Source organism: Pseudoalteromonas sp. DY56-GL22 (genome assembly GCF_041414715.1).
Classification (GTDB): Bacteria; Pseudomonadota; Gammaproteobacteria; order Enterobacterales; family Alteromonadaceae; genus Pseudoalteromonas; species Pseudoalteromonas simplex.
Window position 1 is genome coordinate 174,240 of the sequence record NZ_JANHZR010000003.1, and the last position, 18,933, is coordinate 193,172.

At 41.9% G+C, this 18,933-nt stretch carries 11 protein-coding genes; 4 read left to right on the forward strand and 7 right to left on the reverse strand.

Annotation, left to right across the window (positions count from 1 at the left end; genetic code table 11):
* Window positions 1-105 precede the first annotated feature (105 nt).
* Together NO991_RS08720 and NO991_RS08725 are read right to left on the reverse strand one after the other, a co-directional pair.
* Window positions 106-1,830, reverse strand: a complete 1,725-nt coding sequence (locus NO991_RS08720; protein WP_054551161.1) for a sodium:solute symporter family protein — start codon at window positions 1,828-1,830, stop codon at window positions 106-108.
* Between the two features lie 10 nt (window positions 1,831-1,840).
* Window positions 1,841-2,104, reverse strand: a complete 264-nt coding sequence (locus NO991_RS08725) for a DUF4212 domain-containing protein (RefSeq protein ID WP_054551160.1) — start codon at window positions 2,102-2,104, stop codon at window positions 1,841-1,843.
* A 387-nt stretch (window positions 2,105-2,491) separates the two neighbouring features.
* Between NO991_RS08725 and NO991_RS08730 the strand changes: the two genes are divergently transcribed.
* Window positions 2,492-5,932, forward strand: a complete 3,441-nt coding sequence (locus NO991_RS08730) for a PAS-domain containing protein (RefSeq protein WP_300359059.1) — start codon at window positions 2,492-2,494, stop codon at window positions 5,930-5,932.
* 36 nt (window positions 5,933-5,968) lie between these two features.
* On the opposite strand, the gene NO991_RS08735 is transcribed toward NO991_RS08730, so the two are convergent.
* A complete protein-coding gene (locus NO991_RS08735) occupies window positions 5,969-8,572 on the reverse strand; it encodes a DUF2339 domain-containing protein (protein WP_371351941.1) in 2,604 nt (867 codons plus the stop codon).
* A gap of 105 nt (window positions 8,573-8,677) precedes the next feature.
* The gene (locus NO991_RS08740) at window positions 8,678-10,039 is read right to left on the reverse strand and encodes a DUF4397 domain-containing protein (protein ID WP_138599723.1); all 1,362 of its coding nucleotides are present in this window, start codon (window positions 10,037-10,039) and stop codon (window positions 8,678-8,680) included.
* Between the two features lie 340 nt (window positions 10,040-10,379).
* Between NO991_RS08740 and purU the strand changes: the two genes are divergently transcribed.
* Window positions 10,380-11,210: a formyltetrahydrofolate deformylase gene (gene purU, locus NO991_RS08745; protein WP_300359063.1), complete on the forward strand. Its 831-nt coding sequence runs from the start codon at window positions 10,380-10,382 to the stop codon at window positions 11,208-11,210.
* 52 nt (window positions 11,211-11,262) lie between these two features.
* On the opposite strand, the gene NO991_RS08750 is transcribed toward purU, so the two are convergent.
* Both NO991_RS08750 and acs read right to left on the reverse strand, forming a co-directional pair.
* On the reverse strand, window positions 11,263-11,913 hold the full coding sequence (locus NO991_RS08750) for a response regulator transcription factor (RefSeq protein ID WP_054551155.1): 651 nt from the start codon (window positions 11,911-11,913) through the stop codon (window positions 11,263-11,265).
* Window positions 11,914-12,009: 96 nt separating this feature from the next.
* Complete coding sequence (gene acs, locus NO991_RS08755; protein WP_138618556.1) at window positions 12,010-13,950, reverse strand: acetate--CoA ligase; 1,941 nt, start codon at window positions 13,948-13,950, stop codon at window positions 12,010-12,012.
* A gap of 292 nt (window positions 13,951-14,242) precedes the next feature.
* Between acs and NO991_RS08760 the strand changes: the two genes are divergently transcribed.
* Both NO991_RS08760 and NO991_RS08765 read left to right on the forward strand, forming a co-directional pair.
* Window positions 14,243-15,409 carry a DcaP family trimeric outer membrane transporter gene (locus NO991_RS08760; RefSeq protein ID WP_138599724.1) on the forward strand — a complete coding sequence of 389 codons (1,167 nt, stop codon included), beginning with the start codon at window positions 14,243-14,245 and terminating at the stop codon, window positions 15,407-15,409.
* A gap of 191 nt (window positions 15,410-15,600) precedes the next feature.
* Window positions 15,601-17,724: a TonB-dependent siderophore receptor gene (locus NO991_RS08765; protein ID WP_300359070.1), complete on the forward strand. Its 2,124-nt coding sequence runs from the start codon at window positions 15,601-15,603 to the stop codon at window positions 17,722-17,724.
* A gap of 155 nt (window positions 17,725-17,879) precedes the next feature.
* Here the strand turns inward: NO991_RS08765 and recA are convergent, their stop codons facing one another.
* The gene (gene recA, locus NO991_RS08770; RefSeq protein ID WP_054551150.1) at window positions 17,880-18,926 is read right to left on the reverse strand and encodes a recombinase RecA; all 1,047 of its coding nucleotides are present in this window, start codon (window positions 18,924-18,926) and stop codon (window positions 17,880-17,882) included.
* Window positions 18,927-18,933 lie beyond the last annotated feature (7 nt).

The window sequence follows — 18,933 nt, forward strand, 5'->3', positions numbered from 1 at the left end:
TAAAATAGAGACAATATCTACACTACCCCTGTTTGAAATAAATAAAAAGCCCGACTTAAGTCGGGCTTTTAAACGTCAAGAGTGTGTTCTTATAAAATGGTTTTATTAGTGCGCGTGTGCTGCGCTCGAACCTTTAGGGTTACGGATACCTTCAACCATTTCTTGGATTTCAACTGGTGTTTCAGCCGTTAGTTTAAGTACGATAGCTGCAACTACAAAGTTAACAATCATACCAATAAGACCGATACCTTCAGGTGAAATACCAAATAACCAGTTTGCCGGTGTATTCAACTCAGGGCTTACGAACTTGAAGTAGATAATATAAGCCGCTGTGAATGTAATACCTGTCACCATACCCGCAATCGCACCTTCTTTATTCATCTTCTTAGAGAAGATACCCATAATGATGGCTGGGAAGAAGCTCGCCGCTGCTAAGCCGAAGGCGAAGGCAACAACCGAGGCCACGAACCCTGGCGGGTTAATACCAAAGTAAGCTGAAATCACAATCGCTATCATCGCAGCTAAGCGCGCTGCAAGTAGCTCTTGTTTGTCACTTATATCTGGTTTTAAGGTGCGTTTTAATAAGTCATGCGATACCGAGGTCGAGATCACCAATAGTAAGCCTGCTGTTGTTGATAGCGCTGCTGCGATACCACCTGCTGCTACTAATGCAATCACCCATGCTGGTAAGTCTGCAATCTCAGGGTTTGCAAGTACCATGATGTCGCGGTCAACTTTAACTTCGTTTGCGCTGTTTGGATCATCAATCTTACCTGCTGAGTAGAACATTTTGCCGTCACCATTTTTATCGTTAAAGGTGATTAGGCCTGTTCTTTCCCAGTTTTTAACCCAAGCTGGTGCTTCTGCGTACTCTGTACCGCTACCGTCTTTACCGTTAATTGTATCAATCATGTTTACACGAGCGAATGACGCTACAGCAGGTGCTGTTGTATAAACAACTGCAATGAAAACAAGTGTCCATGCAGCTGAGATACGCGTGTCTTTAACACGTGGAACAGTGAAGAAACGAACGATTACGTGCGGTAAACCTGCTGTACCAACCATTAGCGCGCCTGTGATTGCGAATACATCAATCATGCTCTTCGAGCCTTCGGTGTACTGCGCAAAGCCAAGCTCGGTACTGAGTCCATCTAGTTTATCAAGTACAAACTGTCCTGAGCCATCGCTAAGGGTTGCACCGAAACCGGTTTGTGGGAAGAAGTGACCTGTCATCATCATTGAAATGAAGATTGCTGGAACAAGGTAAGCAAATACTAGTACACAGTACTGAGCTACTTGCGTATATGTAATCCCCTTCATACCGCCTAATACAGCGTAGAAGAATACAATCACCATACCAATGTAAACACCGGTCTCAATATCTACTTCTAAGAAGCGAGAGAAAACCACACCTACACCACGCATTTGACCTGCGATATATGTGAAACAGATAAAAATAGCACATAAAATTGCAACAACACGTGCAGCTTGTGAGTAATAACGGTCACCGATGAAATCAGGTACCGTGAACTTACCAAACTTACGTAGGTAAGGAGCTAAACAAAGTGCAAGTAGTACATAACCACCTGTCCAACCCATTAGATATACACCACCGTCATAACCCGCAAACGAGATAATACCCGCCATTGAGATAAACGATGCTGCACTCATCCAGTCAGCAGCGGTTGCCATACCATTTGCTAGCGGCGGTACACCGCCCCCTGCAACATAGAATTCATTTGTTGACCCAGCACGAGCCCAGATTGCGATGCCGATATAAAGCGCGAAGCTTAAACCGACGATAATAAACGTGAGTGTTTGAACATCCATTGCTTAGCTCCTATTCGTCTACGCCGTATTTTTTATCTAACGTATTCATTTTGAAAACGTAAACAAAAATCAAAGCAACAAAGGTGTAAATAGCGCCTTGCTGGGAGAACCAGAAGCCGAGTTTAAACCCAAAGAAACGTATCTCGTTAAGTACGTCTACCAGTAAAATGCCGAAGCCAAATGACACGACAAACCAAATTGCTAATAATTTAAATAGCAGTGCGAGGTTTTCCGCCCAATAAGCTTTTGCTTGTTCTTCATCTTTAAAAGCCATTTTTTATCCCCTTATGCATTACAAGAAAGTAATGAGTGGTATTAGTTGTCATTAACTAAGTTAGCAAGGGTTCTAATTTATGGAATTGAGACCATAGTCGTAACAGTTAGTTTACGTTTACGTAAACTGCAAAACACCGCTTGTTAACGAATGGTAAAAAACAATATTTAACAACAACTTAACCTATAAAGATAAATTTGCGAAATAGCGAAAATAGTAAAAACGAATGATCTGCGACATTAGTCTAATAACAGCGCATAAAACAGTACTATCTTTTAAATATCAACAACTTGCTTTTTATTAATTTTTATTGCAAAAAATCTAGCCATCGAAATCGCGCATAATTCTGGTAAGGTAGTGTTATTACAATAATTACTGAATTTAAACATGACAGCTGCGCTTTTATTTGTTGCACTCGCCTATATTGGCGTGTTGTTTTGGTTGGCAAATTGGGGAGATAAAACCACTCCTCTTGCAAAAAGAATTAGTCACCACCCATTTGTCTATTCTTTTTCACTAGGGATTTACTGTACGTCTTGGACCTACTATGGTTCGGTTGGTACAGCAGCCACCAGCAGTTGGAACTACTTACCTATTTTAATTGGCCCTGCGCTGCTATTTTTCTTCGGCCAAGGGTTTTTACGTAAATTAGTACTGGTCAGTAAAAAGCAAAATATCACCACTATCGCCGACTTTATTTCAGCTCGCTATGGTAAACGGCAAACCACCGCGATTATGGTAACGATTATCGCTTTATTAGCGACTATTCCGTATATCGCACTGCAATTAAAAGCACTGAGTAGCAGCTTCTTACTGCTGCAAAACGACGATCGAATTTCGGGGTCTATGCTGGCCCTTTCAGCAACACTTATCATGGCAATGTTTGCGATATTCTTTGGTACTCGTAAGGTGGATGTAACCGAATATCGCTCTGGGCTGATGCTGGCTGTTGCCTTTGAATCGATGATTAAGTTACTGGCTTTAGTGGCCGTTGCTGGGCTTGCTTTATACACATTATTTAATTTAACTACGGTGCAGACCGAGCAACTAAAGGGCTCTATTTGGCAGCACTGGCATAACTTCGACTTTTTTAGCTTTAACTTTATCGGTCAATCATTAATGGCAGCTGCGGCGATTATCTGTTTACCAAGGCAGTTCCATGTAACTGTGGTCGATAACCAAGACAAACGCCATCTTTATACTGCCCGCTGGGCATTCCCCCTGTATTTGTTACTGACTGCGGCAATGATTTTCCCTATTGCAACAGCAGCTATACACCCAGGCATTGGTAGTGGCTTCTCTCCAGATAGCTTTGTATTAGCCCTACCGCTGATGCACGAAAACGCCTTTTTAACGACCTTTGTATTTATCGGGGGTCTATCAGCGGCTACAGCGATGATTGTTGTAGCCACACTTACACTCAGCACCATGATCTCAAACGATGTGGTATTGCCGCTAATGCTGCGTCGTAAGTTTAAACGTAACCTCATCACCAGCAGCTATAAATCACAAATTCTGTTAGTTAGACGATTCACAATTGCTGGCATTTTGATTTTGTCGTATTTCTACCAGCAATGGTTTGGTCATGGTAAAGCATTGGCTAGTATGGGTTTAGTCGCCTTTTCTTTAGTCTCGCAATTACTGCCTGCTATTGTGGGTGGTCTATATTGGCGAAAAGGCCATGCTTATGGGGTTTATGCGGGATTATTAGCAGGCTTCATTTGCTGGGTTTTATTCTTAATGCTACCTATTTTAGATGCAGGCAATACCTTAAACACAGAGCTACAACAAACACTCATTACTCGTGGCACCCTCATTGCTTTATTTGCCAATATTGGCTGTTACATTAGTTTTTCGCTCGGTGCAGATGAGCGTTTAATTGATAAAATTCAGGCAGCTGCCTTTGTTAATCCTAAAGATCAAGCTGTGTTTGCTAGACGCTTGAATAAAAATGTGAAAGCCACCGTCTACGACTTTAAGGTTCTACTACAAACCTTCTTGGGCGTACAGCGATCGCAACAAGTTTTAGCCCATTACTCCTTAACTCATAACTTAGATAATAATAACGCACACCCAGAACCTGAGTTTATTGCCTATTGTGAACGCGCCTTAACTGGTGTGCTTGGTGCCTCTTCAGCACAGGCGCTGATCCACACAGTTGCCTCAGGTAAACGCATGGCCTTTGAAGAAGTCGTTAACTTTTTTGATGAAACCACACAAGCTCTGCAATTTAACCAAAACCTATTATTCACCTCACTTGAAAACCTCAGCCATGGTATTTCTGTTGTTGATAAAGAGCTTAATTTAGTGGCATGGAATAAGCGCTACGCAGAAATGTTTGACTACCCAGAAAACTTTTTAGAGGTTGGTCAACCCATAGAGGAAGTGATCCGCTACAATGCCGAGCGCGGCGAGTGTGGTCCAGGTGAAGTTGAGCGCCATGTAGAAAAGCGCGTGCAGCATCTTAAAAACGGCACGCCCCACCACTTTATTCGCCACCGCCGTAATGGCCAAGTGTTCGAAATGATTGGTAACCCACTGCCAGATGGTGGCTTTGTAACAAGTTTCTCTGATGTTACCACGCATATCGAAACGCAAAATGCGCTTGAAGAAGTAAACATGGACCTTGAAAACCGTATTGAAGCGCGTACTCAAGAAATCCGTACTATCAATAAAGATTTACAAGCACAAATCGACAGCCGAGTACAAACTGAGCAAGCACTTACTTTAGCTAAAAAAGAGGCAGAACAAGCTAATGACAGTAAGACGCGATTTTTAGCCTTAGCAAGCCACGATATCTTGCAACCGCTAAATGCGGCGCGTCTGTACCTTGCAGCCATTGATGATAAAACCCTTTCGAGCAACAACTTAAATAACTTTGAAAAGCTTGGCGCAAGTTTAGATTCAACGGTGCATTTGATGTCTGCGCTGTTAGAAATTGCCAAGCTCGAGCAAGGGGCAATGACGCCAACTCCACGTCACTTTAGTATTGATGACATACTTGCCCCGCTTAAGAACGAATACGCCATTATGTCGAGCGAAAAAGGCTTAAAACTCACGGTGCGTTCAAAAGGAGTTATCGTTCACAGTGATATCACTTATTTACGACGAATTATTCAAAACTTGGTGTCAAATGCGGTTAAATACACTGATAGTGGCCGAGTTTTAATTGCTTGTCGCAAACGCAAACATCATTTACGTATTGAAGTATGGGACACAGGCCCCGGCATTACAGAAGTAGAGCAAGCGAAGATCTTTAATGACTTTTATCGTATTGAAGCCGGTGATAACAAAGGGGTTGGCCTTGGCTTAGGAGTTGTAAAACGAATGGCCGACTTACTCTCTTTACGATTAGATGTCAGTTCAACGCCTGGCAAAGGTAGCCGCTTTAGTATTGAAGTACCTTATGGTGAAAGCCAATTTATTCAACAAAAAGAGGCACCTAAAAAAGGTGTTGAGAACCGCAGTGCAATGAATATTATTGCGGTGGATGATGACCCAGAAAACCTTAATGCCATGGCAAGCCTATTGCAAAAGTGGCAGGCCAATTATCAGCTCTTTGATCAAGTTGAAACCGTGATGGCCTATGCCAAAGAGCACCGAGCGCCCGATGTGATCTTAATGGATTATCAGCTCGGTCATGATTGCGATGGCATCACGCTTATTAAAACCCTACGAGAAATTTGGCAAAGCCCAGTACCGGCGATTTTAATCACAGCGGTACGTGATGAAGCGCTAAAACAGCAAACCAAAGAAGAGCAAATTCATTATCTTAGTAAACCTGTTAAGCCCGCAAAACTCAAAGCACTGCTTAACCACAGTACTTAACAATAGTGCTTAACCAACGTTTTTAAAAACATAGATTTAAGGCAAAGCAGTAGGCTTTGCCTTAAATTTTTGGAACAACCAACTAAGCGCAACTAACGACAAGCCTAAGCCGATAAACGAAATAGCCCGCAATAACCCAGTTAAGTTTGCCATATCAATCAAGAACACTTTTAACACCACCAGCGCCAATAAGCCAAGGCCAAGCTTTTGTAATAACGTAATGGTTTTTAAATGCCCTATCACAACCACCAATGCACCGATAACAAGCCAAACTAAAGAATAACTGTAAAGCTCGGCATCTGAGGTTGGCAAAGCAATATTTATAAACTCGCCTTGCCAGTTGTGGCGAATTTCCGCATTGATATATAAAACACTCATCACACCTGCAAGTGCTGTAAACAGCTTTTGTAAATAGTGCTGAGATTTCGTCAGTCGGCTTGCCCAAATTGCAATTAAAGCTGGTACTAACCAAAGTAATAGTAACCAGTTAATAATCGGCCAGCTGCCTATATTTATCGGTTCAAAAAACGGATTTACAGCGGTAAAGCTTTTCACTACTAGCAAGCCGCTTAATGTTAATAACGCAAAACCAGCCATTTGATAGAGCTTAACCAATTGCGCAGTAAATCGTGAGCGCAGTAAGTAAACACAGCCCAAGATGCCCCAGTTACAGGTCAGTAAAATATGCTCATACACAGACAAACTCTCAAAATCAGGATAGCGCCCTACTAACTGATAGCTCGTCTCTGTGGTAATAAATAAAGCAATGCAATGTAGGGCTGCCCCCTCTAGCCACATTCGAACAGATTGCTGCTGCCAATGCCTTGCTGCCAAGTAAAATAAGCAAGCACATACAGGATAAACAACCAAACTCCAATGTACACCGAGCAGCAGCGCATCACTGTAATCCGCTGACCAAGGTGCAAAACTTAATCTAATGAGTAAAGCACCAACTAAACCTTTAAGCGGCCAAGTCAGTATGCTGAGTGACTGTTTATTCACATAAAAACTGATCAACAACACTTGCACAGCAAGCGCTAAGGTCAAGCTGCTGCCTTCAAGGAGCATGGTTAATGCCAAACTAATATTGGCATTACCGCCAAGCCAGTAACTAAATACTCGCATTGGATTTGTGCTATTGATGGATAACTTAAATAGCCAGGCAGACAGTGCCAGTAATACAAAGCACCAAACCGGGTATGCCGTCATCAAGGCATGGTCGGGAGTGATGAGATATAAGCAACTAATAATCACAAAACTTGAAAGTGATGCGAGTAACGTAAAGCCAAAGCGTTTAGGGTATTTACGACCAAATAAAAAACCATAGCCAGCAAACAAAGCAATAAAAAACAGCCCTGCTCCGTAATTTTGCCTAAATACAAAAAGCTGCTCAGAATAATCAACAGTATTATTTTGCCCTGTCAGCAAACACACCACACTCACCACAGATATTATTAGCCAGTGATCCCATGCACTGTTTTTTAATACCAAAAACAACAGTAAAGCCACTAACAACAACATACTCAACTGCCAAGTAAGCAGTTGATTACTACTCATGAGTAAAAGATAAAGTGGTACGACAACCGCTAATAACAAAGGGTTGTCGGGCAGTTGTTTCAGTAGCGTTTTAAAGCGATGTGGGCGGTATTCAATTTGCTTAAAGCCCAGCCCAAGGCGTGGAATAGCAATTAACAATATGATGCTAAATAGAGCATAAAGATTAATAAACCAATGCAGGTTTTTAGATACTGTCAATGCAACTAAAATGTACCAACCTAAATGACCTGCCCATAACAGATACCACAGCCAATGACGTTTTACATAATGCGCTACCAGCGAAGCAGAAACACTAACAAAAGCAACATAGGTAAGCAGCGCTATAAAATCATTATTCCCAGTATTGACCCAAACCGGCACGCTGTAGGCGCCAATAATACCAATGACCGCAAGCACTGGACCAAAACGCAGCGCCATCCAGCTTGCAGCTACAGAGATTAAGGTTAAAACGCTAAATGCAGGTAATGCTTGGAGTAAGCCATAATGGCTGTAGGCCAGTAAAGTGAGCGCAAAACAACTGATAAAGCCGCCGCTAGCAAGCGCAGCGGGAATATAGTTACTAAACCCATCAAAGATAATACCTTTACGATGTAACACCTCAGCCGCAACAATTAAGCTCAGACCAAAAATAGCCCCAAGTGTGAGTCGCATAGTTTCGGATAATAAGCCTGCTTCCAGTGAATAGCGGGCTAAAAAGATACCACCAAAGGCAAGTGCAACCGCTCCTACCCAAGTTAGCCAATTGGCTTTGATTTGTGTAACGAGTTGGCTTACTAGCGGATTTAAAATGGCAGGCTTGGGTTTTGTTGGCTCTGGCTTTTTAGCGATAACCTCAATCGGCTTAATAATAGCTTTCGGCTTTGGTTCAAATTTTACTGTGTCAGTCAGATCTTCGTTTGAATTTTCAAACGTGTTTGCAGTATTTGTTTGAGGGTTATTAACATATGTCGCGTTAAGTTTTACTCGAAGAGCAACCACCTCTCGCTTTAAACTAGAGAGTTGAAAAAGGGCAATAATGCCAGCAATTGAGCCACCTACAACAACTAGTGCTAGTAAGACTAGTAACGCAATACCGCCGTCCATACTCTCTCCTTGTGTATACTTTAAACAAAAAAGCAAAAGCCTTAATTGTTTATACAATAAACACTTAGCAAGAGTAAATAAACAACGATATTGCGTTTTAGCCGGTTAAGACTGTTCAGTCACCGTACGCTCTAAGGTCATCTTGTAACCTGAATCAGTGGTTTCATCGTGTTCAATCACCAAGATATAGTTACCTTCTTCGGTAAAATCCATATCGCTTTGTTGCAAGAGCACAATCTGTTGGCCGTTATCTTCAAACACCACATAAGTTGTATAAACTTCGTTATCAACCACCTGCTCTTGTTGGTCGTATTGATCTAACCCTTCAACAACATTGCTAGTATCTTCAACCGTTTCGCCATTGAGGGTAAAGTACACATCGACTTCGTCTATCTCTTGTCCTGCATAGCTATCAATTAAGTTAACCACAGTAACTGCGTGGCTGTAGCTGCTTGGTGTTAGATTTTCTTCAATGGTCATCATACGAGGGCCGTAATCTTTGTCATTGTAGAAAAGACCAACCGCACTTTGCTCACGCTCTAATGTCATTAAGAAATTATCTACAATCGTGTCGCCAGCTTCATCTAACATGGCGACGCTGTAACTATTTGGCGACATGCTCATGTATTCAGAGTAACTATCGTTGCTAACAACTTCGGTGTTAGTCGCCGTTGTGCCTCGGGTTACTTTAAATTGGGTTTGCGTGTAATCATCGATGGTATTAATAAAACGCAGCTGACCTTGCGCGTCTTGGTGGTTTAGTTGTGTTACAGAGCTACTTGCCGTCACGACATCAAGCGTAATACCATCTTCTTCTGTTGCATAACTTGGGCGGATCATCGCCATGTACGTTGCTTCATCATTAAAATACACGGTTGGTGATTCAAAAATCACATCTGTGCTGCCGCTAGCGGTGATATAAATAGTGTAATAACCTTCCTCAAGCGTGGCTAATTCTGGCTCAACGAGGTATTGCGAAGTCATTAATAACTCTGCGGTATCAAATACACCATCGTCAGTGGCAACATATACATCGTAAAGATTGTCTTCACCAACAATATTAAAAAAGCCGACATTGAATTCATCTTCATCGCTTGACGTCGGCACACTGAGCTCTGTAAAAATTGGTTCAGCAAAGTCACCATTCATTACCAATAACTGAGTTTGATCATTTTTTATATTGATAGTTTCTTCGTCAATCGTAATATAACTGTCGTTGGCATCAACATATTCAAAACTGAGATCATACTCCCCCGAACTGTAGTTATGACGAGTTGATACATCACCAAAGTCTGCCCCCGAGCGCTCAGTGTCATCAACAAATAAACGCGTGTATGGGCTGTTGTAAGAGCCATTGTACAGTTGCACATAGCCACTGTTGCTACTGCTGCTGTCATCGCTTGAGCAGGCAGCTAGTACCGAAAGCAAACTTGAGGCAACAATTGTTTTAAGCAGAGTGCTTTTCATGGAATTTTTTCCTTATTGTTTGTAATACCCCATTTTGACTTGAATAAATCGAAATAATTCTATGCTTTACAAACTATTACCTTCACTTACAGTTACTTACGATAAAGTTAAAAAGTGTAGAAAATGATGTAGAAAAGCACTTAATTAATCATAATTATGGACAGAAAATCACATTTATAGTGAAAGCAGCTTACTTTTACATGAAAAGTAAATAATGATTACATTTTAGGCGTTTATACAATCAAATCAGATAAATTATTAGATAGTTAAATTTGCGCTATGCAGCACAAAGAAATTAGCAAATAATGGTGTTCACACAAACGGGATTAGAATGAGGACTATGAACACGATTTTAACCACTCAATGCGATGATGATGTTGGTCTAATTGCCAAGATCACTGGCCTTTGTCATCAGCATAACTTAAACATTACACGTAATAACGAATTTGTAGATAAAGACGCTAAACGCTTTTTTATGCGTACAGAGTTAAGCGGTGTTATTGCTGAGGACTTTTTACCAAGCCTTGCTGAGCTACTTCCTGATGGCGCAGAGCTTGCCCTGCACAGCAGCGAAAAAACGAAAGTGGTATTGCTTGCCACTAAAGAAGCGCACTGCTTAGGTGGTGTATTACTTAAGCAGTTCGAAAAAGCCTTAAACATCGAAGTACTGGCTGTGATTGCCAACTACGCTGATTTAGCGCCATTGGCTGCAGGCTTTGGCGTGCCATTTCATGTGGTATCGCACGAAGGTTTAAGCCGTGCGGAGCATGATCAACAAGTCGGTGATTTAATTGCCAGCTATCAGCCTGATATTATCGGCCTTGCAAAATATATGCGTATTTTAAGCCCTGAATTTGTGGCGCGCTTTGAAGGTAAGATTATTAATATTCACCATTCATTTTTGCCTGCCTTTATTGGTGCAAAGCCTTACCATCAGGCATTTGAACGCGGTGTAAAAATTATTGGTGCGACCGCCCATTTTGTTAATAATGAGCTTGATGAAGGGCCGATTATTTTACAAGATGTGACGCATGTCAGTCATGCGGATACCGCAGAGATGATGGCAAAAATGGGTAAAGATGTAGAGAAAACAGTATTCTGTAAAGCGCTGCAACTCGCATCTGAACATAAACTGTTTATCAATGGAAATCGAACCGTGGTGTTCGCTTAAGCAATAAAATGAAGAGGCTGAATGGCCTCTTTATTATTTTTATTATCTTTTGTTATGCCGACTCAATAGGCTCTAGTTGCAATTTAGAGGCAATTAATACCGCTTGAGTACGGTTATACACACCTAGCTTTCTAAAAATTGCTGTAATGTGTGCTTTAACGGTTGCTTCAGAAATATGTAACTCGTAAGCAATCTGTTTGTTTAACAAGCCTTCGTGTAAGTATTGTAACACCTTGTATTGCTGCGGTGTCAGTGAAGCCACTTGCGCTGCAATTTCTTTGTCTTCGCCATCTACAGCAGCCACTTTATCTTTAAGTTCAAGTGGCAGCCAAACATCGCCTTCAAGAATGTGGTTGATTGCCAGCGCAATATCATCTGATGAAGATGATTTAGGAATAAATCCCATCGCACCATAACCCATTACTTTAGAAACTACATTGATGTCTTCGCTGCCGGAAACAACAGCTATTGGTAAGCTTGGATAGTCTTCGCGAATGCGAATAAGGCCGTATAAATCGCCATTGCCTGGCATGTGAAGGTCTAGTAGTAAGATATCAAGATCTTCTTGCTCGCTTAGCACCTGCAAAGTGGTATCAAAGTTTTCCGATTCAAACACTTCTAAATCAGCGAACTTAGCACTCAATGCCCCTTTCAGCGCTTCACGAAATAACGGATGATCGTCCGCTATTAAAAACTGACTCATGGTTCACTCCTAATAAATTCGGCTGACACCTATTTCTAAGTGACAGCCGATATACTACGTTTAGAATCAACTTCTAATCAAGTTTTTAACGCGATTTTAACGATTTAATCGGTTTTCGATTAGCTCATCAACAACGCTTGGATCGGCTAGTGTAGAAGTATCTCCAAGCTGTTGGTGCTCATTTGCCGCAATTTTACGTAAAATTCGACGCATGATCTTACCAGAACGAGTTTTCGGTAAACCCGGAGACCATTGGATCATATCTGGTGATGCAATTGGGCTTAACTCTTTACGAACCCAGTTACGTACCTCTTTTGTTAGTTCATCACTCACAACAACACCCTCATTTGGTGTGATGTAAACATAGATGCCCTGACCTTTAATATCATGCGGGTAACCAACTACAGCCGCTTCTGCTACTGCTTCGTGAGCAACCAATGCACTCTCGATTTCGGCAGTACCTAGGCGGTGACCTGATACGTTAAGTACGTCATCTACACGGCCTGTGATCCAGTAGTAGCCATCTTCATCACGACGACAACCGTCACCTGTGAAGTACACACCAGGGTATGCTGAGAAATAGGTTTGTTCAAAGCGCTCATGGTCGCCATAAACTGTGCGAGCTTGTGATGGCCAGCTGTCTAAAATAACAAGGTTACCGTCAACCGCGCCTTCGAGTGTATTACCTTCAGCATCAAATAAGGCTGGTGCAATACCAAAGAACGGACGAGTTGCTGAGCCTGGCTTCATATCTGTCGCACCTGGTAATGGTGTGATCATGATGCCACCAGTCTCTGTTTGCCACCAAGTATCGACGATTGGGCAGTTTTCGTTACCAATATGCTCGTAATACCATGCCCACGCTTCTGGGTTAATTGGCTCACCTACAGAACCCATAACACGAAGACTTTTACGAGTTGAAGTCGCTGTTGGCTCATCGCCTTTCGCCATTAGAGCACGAATAGCAGTCGGTGCTGTGTAAAGGATAGTCACGTTGTGCTTATCAATTACTTCACCCATACGGCCCGCTGTTGGGTAAGTTGGTACACCTTCAAATACGACTTGCGTGCAGCCATTCACTAATGGGCCATAAGCAATGTAGCTGTGACCTGTGATCCAGCCCACATCGGCACTACACCAGAAAATATCGTCTTCTTTAAGATCAAACACATATTCATGTGTCATCGATGCATAAACAAGGTAACCACCGGTAGTATGAACCACACCTTTTGGTTGACCCGTTGAGCCTGAAGTATAAAGAATGAAAAGCGGATCTTCTGCATTCATTGGTTCAGGTTCGCACTCAGCTGGTAAGTCAGCGACAAGCTCATGCCACCAAACATCATGACTATTCCATTCAACTTCACCACCCGTTAGCTGATGAACAATAACGTGCTCAACGGTGGTTACCGAGTCTTGTGATACCGCTTCATCAACATTTGCTTTAAGTGGTACGCAGTTGCCAGCACGGCGACCTTCGTCTGAAGTAATGACCACTTTAGCGCCTGAGTCATTAATTCGGTCAGCAATCGCTGATGGAGAGAAACCACCAAATACCACAGAGTGAATCGCACCAATACGCGCACACGCTTGCATAGCGTAAATAGCCTGCGGTGTCATTGGCATGTAAATAGCGACACGGTCACCTTTTGATACGCCTAACTTTTTAAGGCCATTAGCTAATTTAGCGACTTCGTCGTGAAGCTTTTGGTAGCTGATGTTTTCGTTATGTTCAGGGTTGTCGCCTTCCCAAATGAGGGCTGTTTTATCGGCTTTAGTGGCAAGGTGGCGGTCAATACAGTTATAAGATGCGTTAAGTTGGCCGTCTTCATACCAGCGGATGCTGATGTGGCCTTTGTCGAATGAGGTGTTCTTTACTTTATTATAAGGAGTTGACCAATCAAGGCGTTTACCGTGCTCTCGCCAAAATCCTTCAGGGTCATCAATAGATTGCTTGTACAGTGTATTATATTTATCGTTGTCAACTAGTGCTGCATTCTTGATATGCGCTGGTACTGGATAGATACTTTCTGACATTGTTGTCGTCTCCATTTTAATTACTTGCCTACGGCCTGCATCAAGGATCACTCAGCAAAGCCCCTGAAAGTATTAGACCTTAGTTGTATATCTTGTCATTTAACAAAAAACGTCGAAATCGCCTTCTATAATCTAGTTCAATGTTAGATTGGTTGTGATTTAACCAGATATTCCACCTTAGTCTAATAGACCAATAGATAATTGAGAGAAGTCTTATCTTAAACAACAGTGGTACAACAACATTATTAAAAAATCATTAATGCAACAAGTAGCTTCGACAGGAATACACATTATGACAACAACAAAAGTAACCGCATTAAAAACACTAGCAGCTTCAGCTGTTTTATCAGCACTTGCCAGCAATGCTAACGCTGCAACCATTGGTAACACAGAGGTTTCTTATGGTGGCTATGTAAAACTTGATGCCATGTGGAGTGATTACTCAGCAGGCGTACCAGCCGGTGGTAGTATTGGCCGTGACTTCTATGTACCAGGTACAACACCAGTAGGCGCAGACAGCGACAGCGATGCTGTATTTGACATGCACGCGCGCCAATCTCGCTTTAACCTAGGTACCGCAACAAAGTTAGACGATGGCAAAACCATCAAAACTAAAATTGAAATCGACTTTATTGCTTCAGCACCAGGCGGTAACGAACGCGTTAGTAACTCTTATGCGCCACGTATTCGTCAAGCATTTGTAACTTATGATGGCTGGTTATTTGGTCAAGCATGGTCAAACTTTCAAAACGTAGGCGCATTACCTGAAACACTCGACTTCGTGGGACCTGCTGAGGGTACCGTGTTCGTACGCCAAGCACAGGCACGTTACACTACTGGCAACTGGTCATTCTCTATCGAAAACCCAGAGAGCACAGTCACAGTAGACGGCGCTCGCGTAGCCACTGATGATGCATCAATGCCTGACTTTACAGCACGTTATGCACATAAAGCTGATTGGGGTGAATTAGTATTTACCGGTCTTGCTCGTCAATTAACTTACAAGCAAAATGGCATTGATGCAGATACATCATCGTTCGGTATCAGCGCCTCAGGTAAAGTAAATTTTGGCCAAAACAACCTAAAATTCATGCTAACTCAAGGCTCAGGTTTAGGCCGCTACATTGGTTTAAACGTAGCAAATGGTGCTGTGCTTGATGGTGATGATTTAGATGCGATTGATTCAACATCAGGTTTTATTGCCTACCAACAACACTGGAACAGCCAATGGCGTTCAACTTTCCTTTACTCATTCTTCTCAGCAGATAACAACACAGATTTACTTGCTGTGACTGGCGACCCTACAGAAATGAGCCAAAGCTATAGTGCCAACCTTTTATACTCGCCTGTTAAAAAGCTCACCTTTGGTGTTGAGTTTAAACATGCCGAGCGTGAGTTAGAAAGCGGTGCTGACGGTGATATGGATCGTCTACAGTTTTCTGCAAAATACGTTTTTTAAGATTTAAACTTATTTACTTCCTGAAGCGGCTTCGGCCGCTTTTTTTATATCTCCTTTTTATAATTCTGTGCCTTTTAAACTTTTTTGCAATCAATTATTCACTAAAACAGCAAACCTTAATTGCAAATTATTTTCATTTAGATTAGATTACGCATTAATTTCACTATTCATTGAACTAATTGGAACTTTGCATGTCATCAACAAAATTTTTGCGCTTATCTCAATTAAGCCTTGTGACCTCAGCACTTTTAAGTGGCCACGCTTTTGCAGAACAACAAAAAGAAGAACAAGCAATTGAAAAAATTGCCGTGTATGGCCAGCATCATAAAAACTACATCACTGAAGAAGCACAGTCTGCGACCAAATTAGGGCTAACAATTAAAGAGACACCACAGTCAATCTCTGTTGTTTCACGTGCATTAATGGATGACTTCTCACTTGATAACCTTAACGCAGTTCTTGAAAGCACACCGGGTGTGACTGTTGAGCAAATTGAAACTGATCGTACTTATTTTAAAGCTCGCGGTTTTGAGATCACTAACTTCCAGGTTAATGGCATGGGTATGCCACAAGACAACGGTTCAATCCAAGGTACTCTTGATACCTCTATTTTTGATAGTGTTGAAATTGTTCGTGGTGCCAATGGTTTAATGACAGGTGCGGGTAACCCATCAGCAACCGTGAATATGGTTCTAAAACGTCCTACTTATCAAACACAAGTAAATGCGTCTGTATCGTATGGTTCGTGGGACAACAAACGTTTAGAGCTTGACGCTTCAACAGCTATCAACGAAAACCACGCTGTACGTGCAGTATTCACTAAGCACAAAACTGAGTCATACCTTGACCGTTACGAGCAAGATAAAACAATTTATTACCTAGCCTACGAAGGTCAATTAACTGATAGCACAGTAGTCACTGCAAACTATGTAAATCAAAAGAAAGATGCCGACAGCCCACTGTGGGGTGCCTTACCACTTTATTACAGCGATGGTTCAGCAACAAACTTTGATGCGTCAACCAGCACTGCTTCAGATTGGTCATATTGGAATAACACAACTGAGCAGCTGTTCTTATCAATTGAGCAAGCAATCACCAATACTTGGTTCTTAAAAGCCAGCTACGCGCACTTAGAAAATGAGCAAGATTCTGAGCTTTTCTATGTTTACGGCACACCAGACAGAGAAACAGGTCTTGGCCTAACTGGTTATGCTAGTGAATATGACCACAAAGATAAGCACGACATTTTAGATATCTACGCAACAGGTAAATTTGATTTATTTGGTATGGAACATGATCTGTCGTTTGGTGTAAACCAAGCAGATATGGATAACAAAGATAAATCATTGTATGACTACACTACAGGCAATGGTTTCCCTGCAATGCCTGAGCTAGGTGGTTGGGATGGTGTTGCACCAGTGCCAACACTAACCGATGGTTTAACAGGTGCTGATATCACTAGCCGTCAACGCTCTGCATATATTTCAACACGCATTCGTGCAACTGACGCATTCAGCATTTTAGCGGGTGTAAGCCAAGTAAATTGGGAAACGGAAGGTGCCTCTTACGGCGTTGCAAAAGACAAAGATAGCGACCAAACAGTGCCGTACTTCGGTGTTGTTTATGATATCAACGAAAGCTTCTCAACTTACGCAAGCTACACAGAAACCTTTGTTCCGCAAACAGAGCGTGACGTAAACGGTGATTATTTAGATCCAATCACAGGTAAAAGTAGCGAAATTGGTGTAAAGGCACAGCTACTTGATGACGACTTATTTGTAACTGTAGCCTACTTTGATGCAAAACAAGTTGGCCTTGCTGTTGCTATCCCAGGTTCATTACCTGATGACACTCGCTACTATGGCGCAGATGGTATTAACAGTGATGGTATTGAAGTAGAGCTTAGTGGTCAAATCAACGAAACACTAAGTGCAAGCTTCAGCTACAGCAATCTAAACATTGATGGTGATGAGTTAGTCAAAGACTACACACCTGAAAACCAATTCAAACTTGCTGTAACTCATAAAGTGCCTGAAGTTGATGGTTTAACCTTTGGCCTAAACTATCGCTGGCAAGACGATACAAAGCGCGTACAAGTTCGTGATGCGGCAACAAATGCTGCACTTATCACCACAACGCAAGATGCGTACGGCCTATTAAACCTAATGGCAACATACGATATTAATGACAATATGAGCGTTAACTTGAACGTTAATAACGTGACCAACGAAAAGTACATCCACAGTCTTTTCTGGGCACAAGGTTATTACGGCGCACCACGTAACTACTCAGTGTCTTTCAACTGGCAGCTGTAAGCTTTGAGCTAGAAGCTGAAAGTTTTAAGCTTTAAGTACATGAAAAGCCGCATCATATGCGGTTTTTTCATCCATAAAAAAACCGCTAACTGTGTAGCGGTCTTTTTGTGTTAAGTGCGGGTCAAATCACGCTTAACTATACTCTTTTGCGGTGTTTATAGCTCGTCTTCAGCTAATAGGCCTGCATCTTCACCATCTTCTGGTTGCACAGTTGCTTGAAGTAATAGCATCTCACGTAACTTACCTTCGATCTCATCTGCGATCTCTGGGTTATCTTTTAAGAACTTAATTGAGTTTGCTTTACCTTGACCAACTTTGCTGCCATTGTAGCTGTACCAAGCACCTGATTTTTCTACAATCTTATGCTTAACACCTAAGTCGATTAGTTCGCCTTGTTTAGAAATACCTTCACCATACATGATGATGAACTCAGCTTGTTTAAACGGCGGAGCAACCTTGTTTTTAACAACTTTAACGCGGGTTTCGTTACCAACAACCTCATCGCCTTCTTTCACTGAACCAATACGACGAATATCGATACGTACTGAAGCGTAGAATTTAAGTGCGTTACCACCTGTTGTTGTTTCTGGGTTACCAAACATAACACCAATTTTCATACGGATTTGGTTGATGAAAATACATAGTGTGTTTGAACGCTTGATGTTACCTGTAAGCTTACGTAATGCTTGTGACATTAAGCGAGCTTGTAGACCCATGTGTGAGTCACCCATGTCACCTTCGATTTCAGCTTTAGGTGTTAAAGCTGCTACCGAGTCAACAATCACAACATCAACAGCACTTGAACGAACTAACATGTCACAGATTTCTAATGCTTGCTCACCCGTATCTGGTTGAGAAACAAGTAAGTCATCAATGTTTACGCCCAATTTTTGTGCGTATACAGGATCTAGAGCGTGCTCAGCATCTACGAATGCACACGTTTTACCTTGCTTTTGAGCTTCAGCGATAACTTGTAAAGTAAGTGTTGTTTTACCTGATGATTCAGGACCATACACTTCAACAATACGGCCTGTAGGTAAACCACCAATACCTAGTGCGATATCGATACCTAGTGAACCTGTTGAGATTGCTTCAATATCTAGGGCTTTGTTGTCGCCCAGTTTCATAATTGAGCCTTTACCAAATTGACGCTCAATTTGTGATAAAGCAGCGTCTAAGGCTTTTTGTTTGTTATCGTTCATTCTGTTC

Coding starts and splice junctions, on each gene's coding strand:
- NO991_RS08720 (WP_054551161.1), bottom strand. CDS start 1,830: ATGGATGTTCAAACACTCACGTTTATTATCGTCGGTTTAAGCTTCGCG.
- NO991_RS08725 (WP_054551160.1), bottom strand. CDS start 2,104: ATGGCTTTTAAAGATGAAGAACAAGCAAAAGCTTATTGGGCGGAAAAC.
- NO991_RS08730 (WP_300359059.1), top strand. CDS start 2,492: ATGACAGCTGCGCTTTTATTTGTTGCACTCGCCTATATTGGCGTGTTG.
- NO991_RS08735 (WP_371351941.1), bottom strand. CDS start 8,572: ATGGACGGCGGTATTGCGTTACTAGTCTTACTAGCACTAGTTGTTGTA.
- NO991_RS08740 (WP_138599723.1), bottom strand. CDS start 10,039: ATGAAAAGCACTCTGCTTAAAACAATTGTTGCCTCAAGTTTGCTTTCG.
- purU (WP_300359063.1), top strand. CDS start 10,380: ATGAACACGATTTTAACCACTCAATGCGATGATGATGTTGGTCTAATT.
- NO991_RS08750 (WP_054551155.1), bottom strand. CDS start 11,913: ATGAGTCAGTTTTTAATAGCGGACGATCATCCGTTATTTCGTGAAGCG.
- acs (WP_138618556.1), bottom strand. CDS start 13,950: ATGTCAGAAAGTATCTATCCAGTACCAGCGCATATCAAGAATGCAGCA.
- NO991_RS08760 (WP_138599724.1), top strand. CDS start 14,243: ATGACAACAACAAAAGTAACCGCATTAAAAACACTAGCAGCTTCAGCT.
- NO991_RS08765 (WP_300359070.1), top strand. CDS start 15,601: ATGTCATCAACAAAATTTTTGCGCTTATCTCAATTAAGCCTTGTGACC.
- recA (WP_054551150.1), bottom strand. CDS start 18,926: ATGAACGATAACAAACAAAAAGCCTTAGACGCTGCTTTATCACAAATT.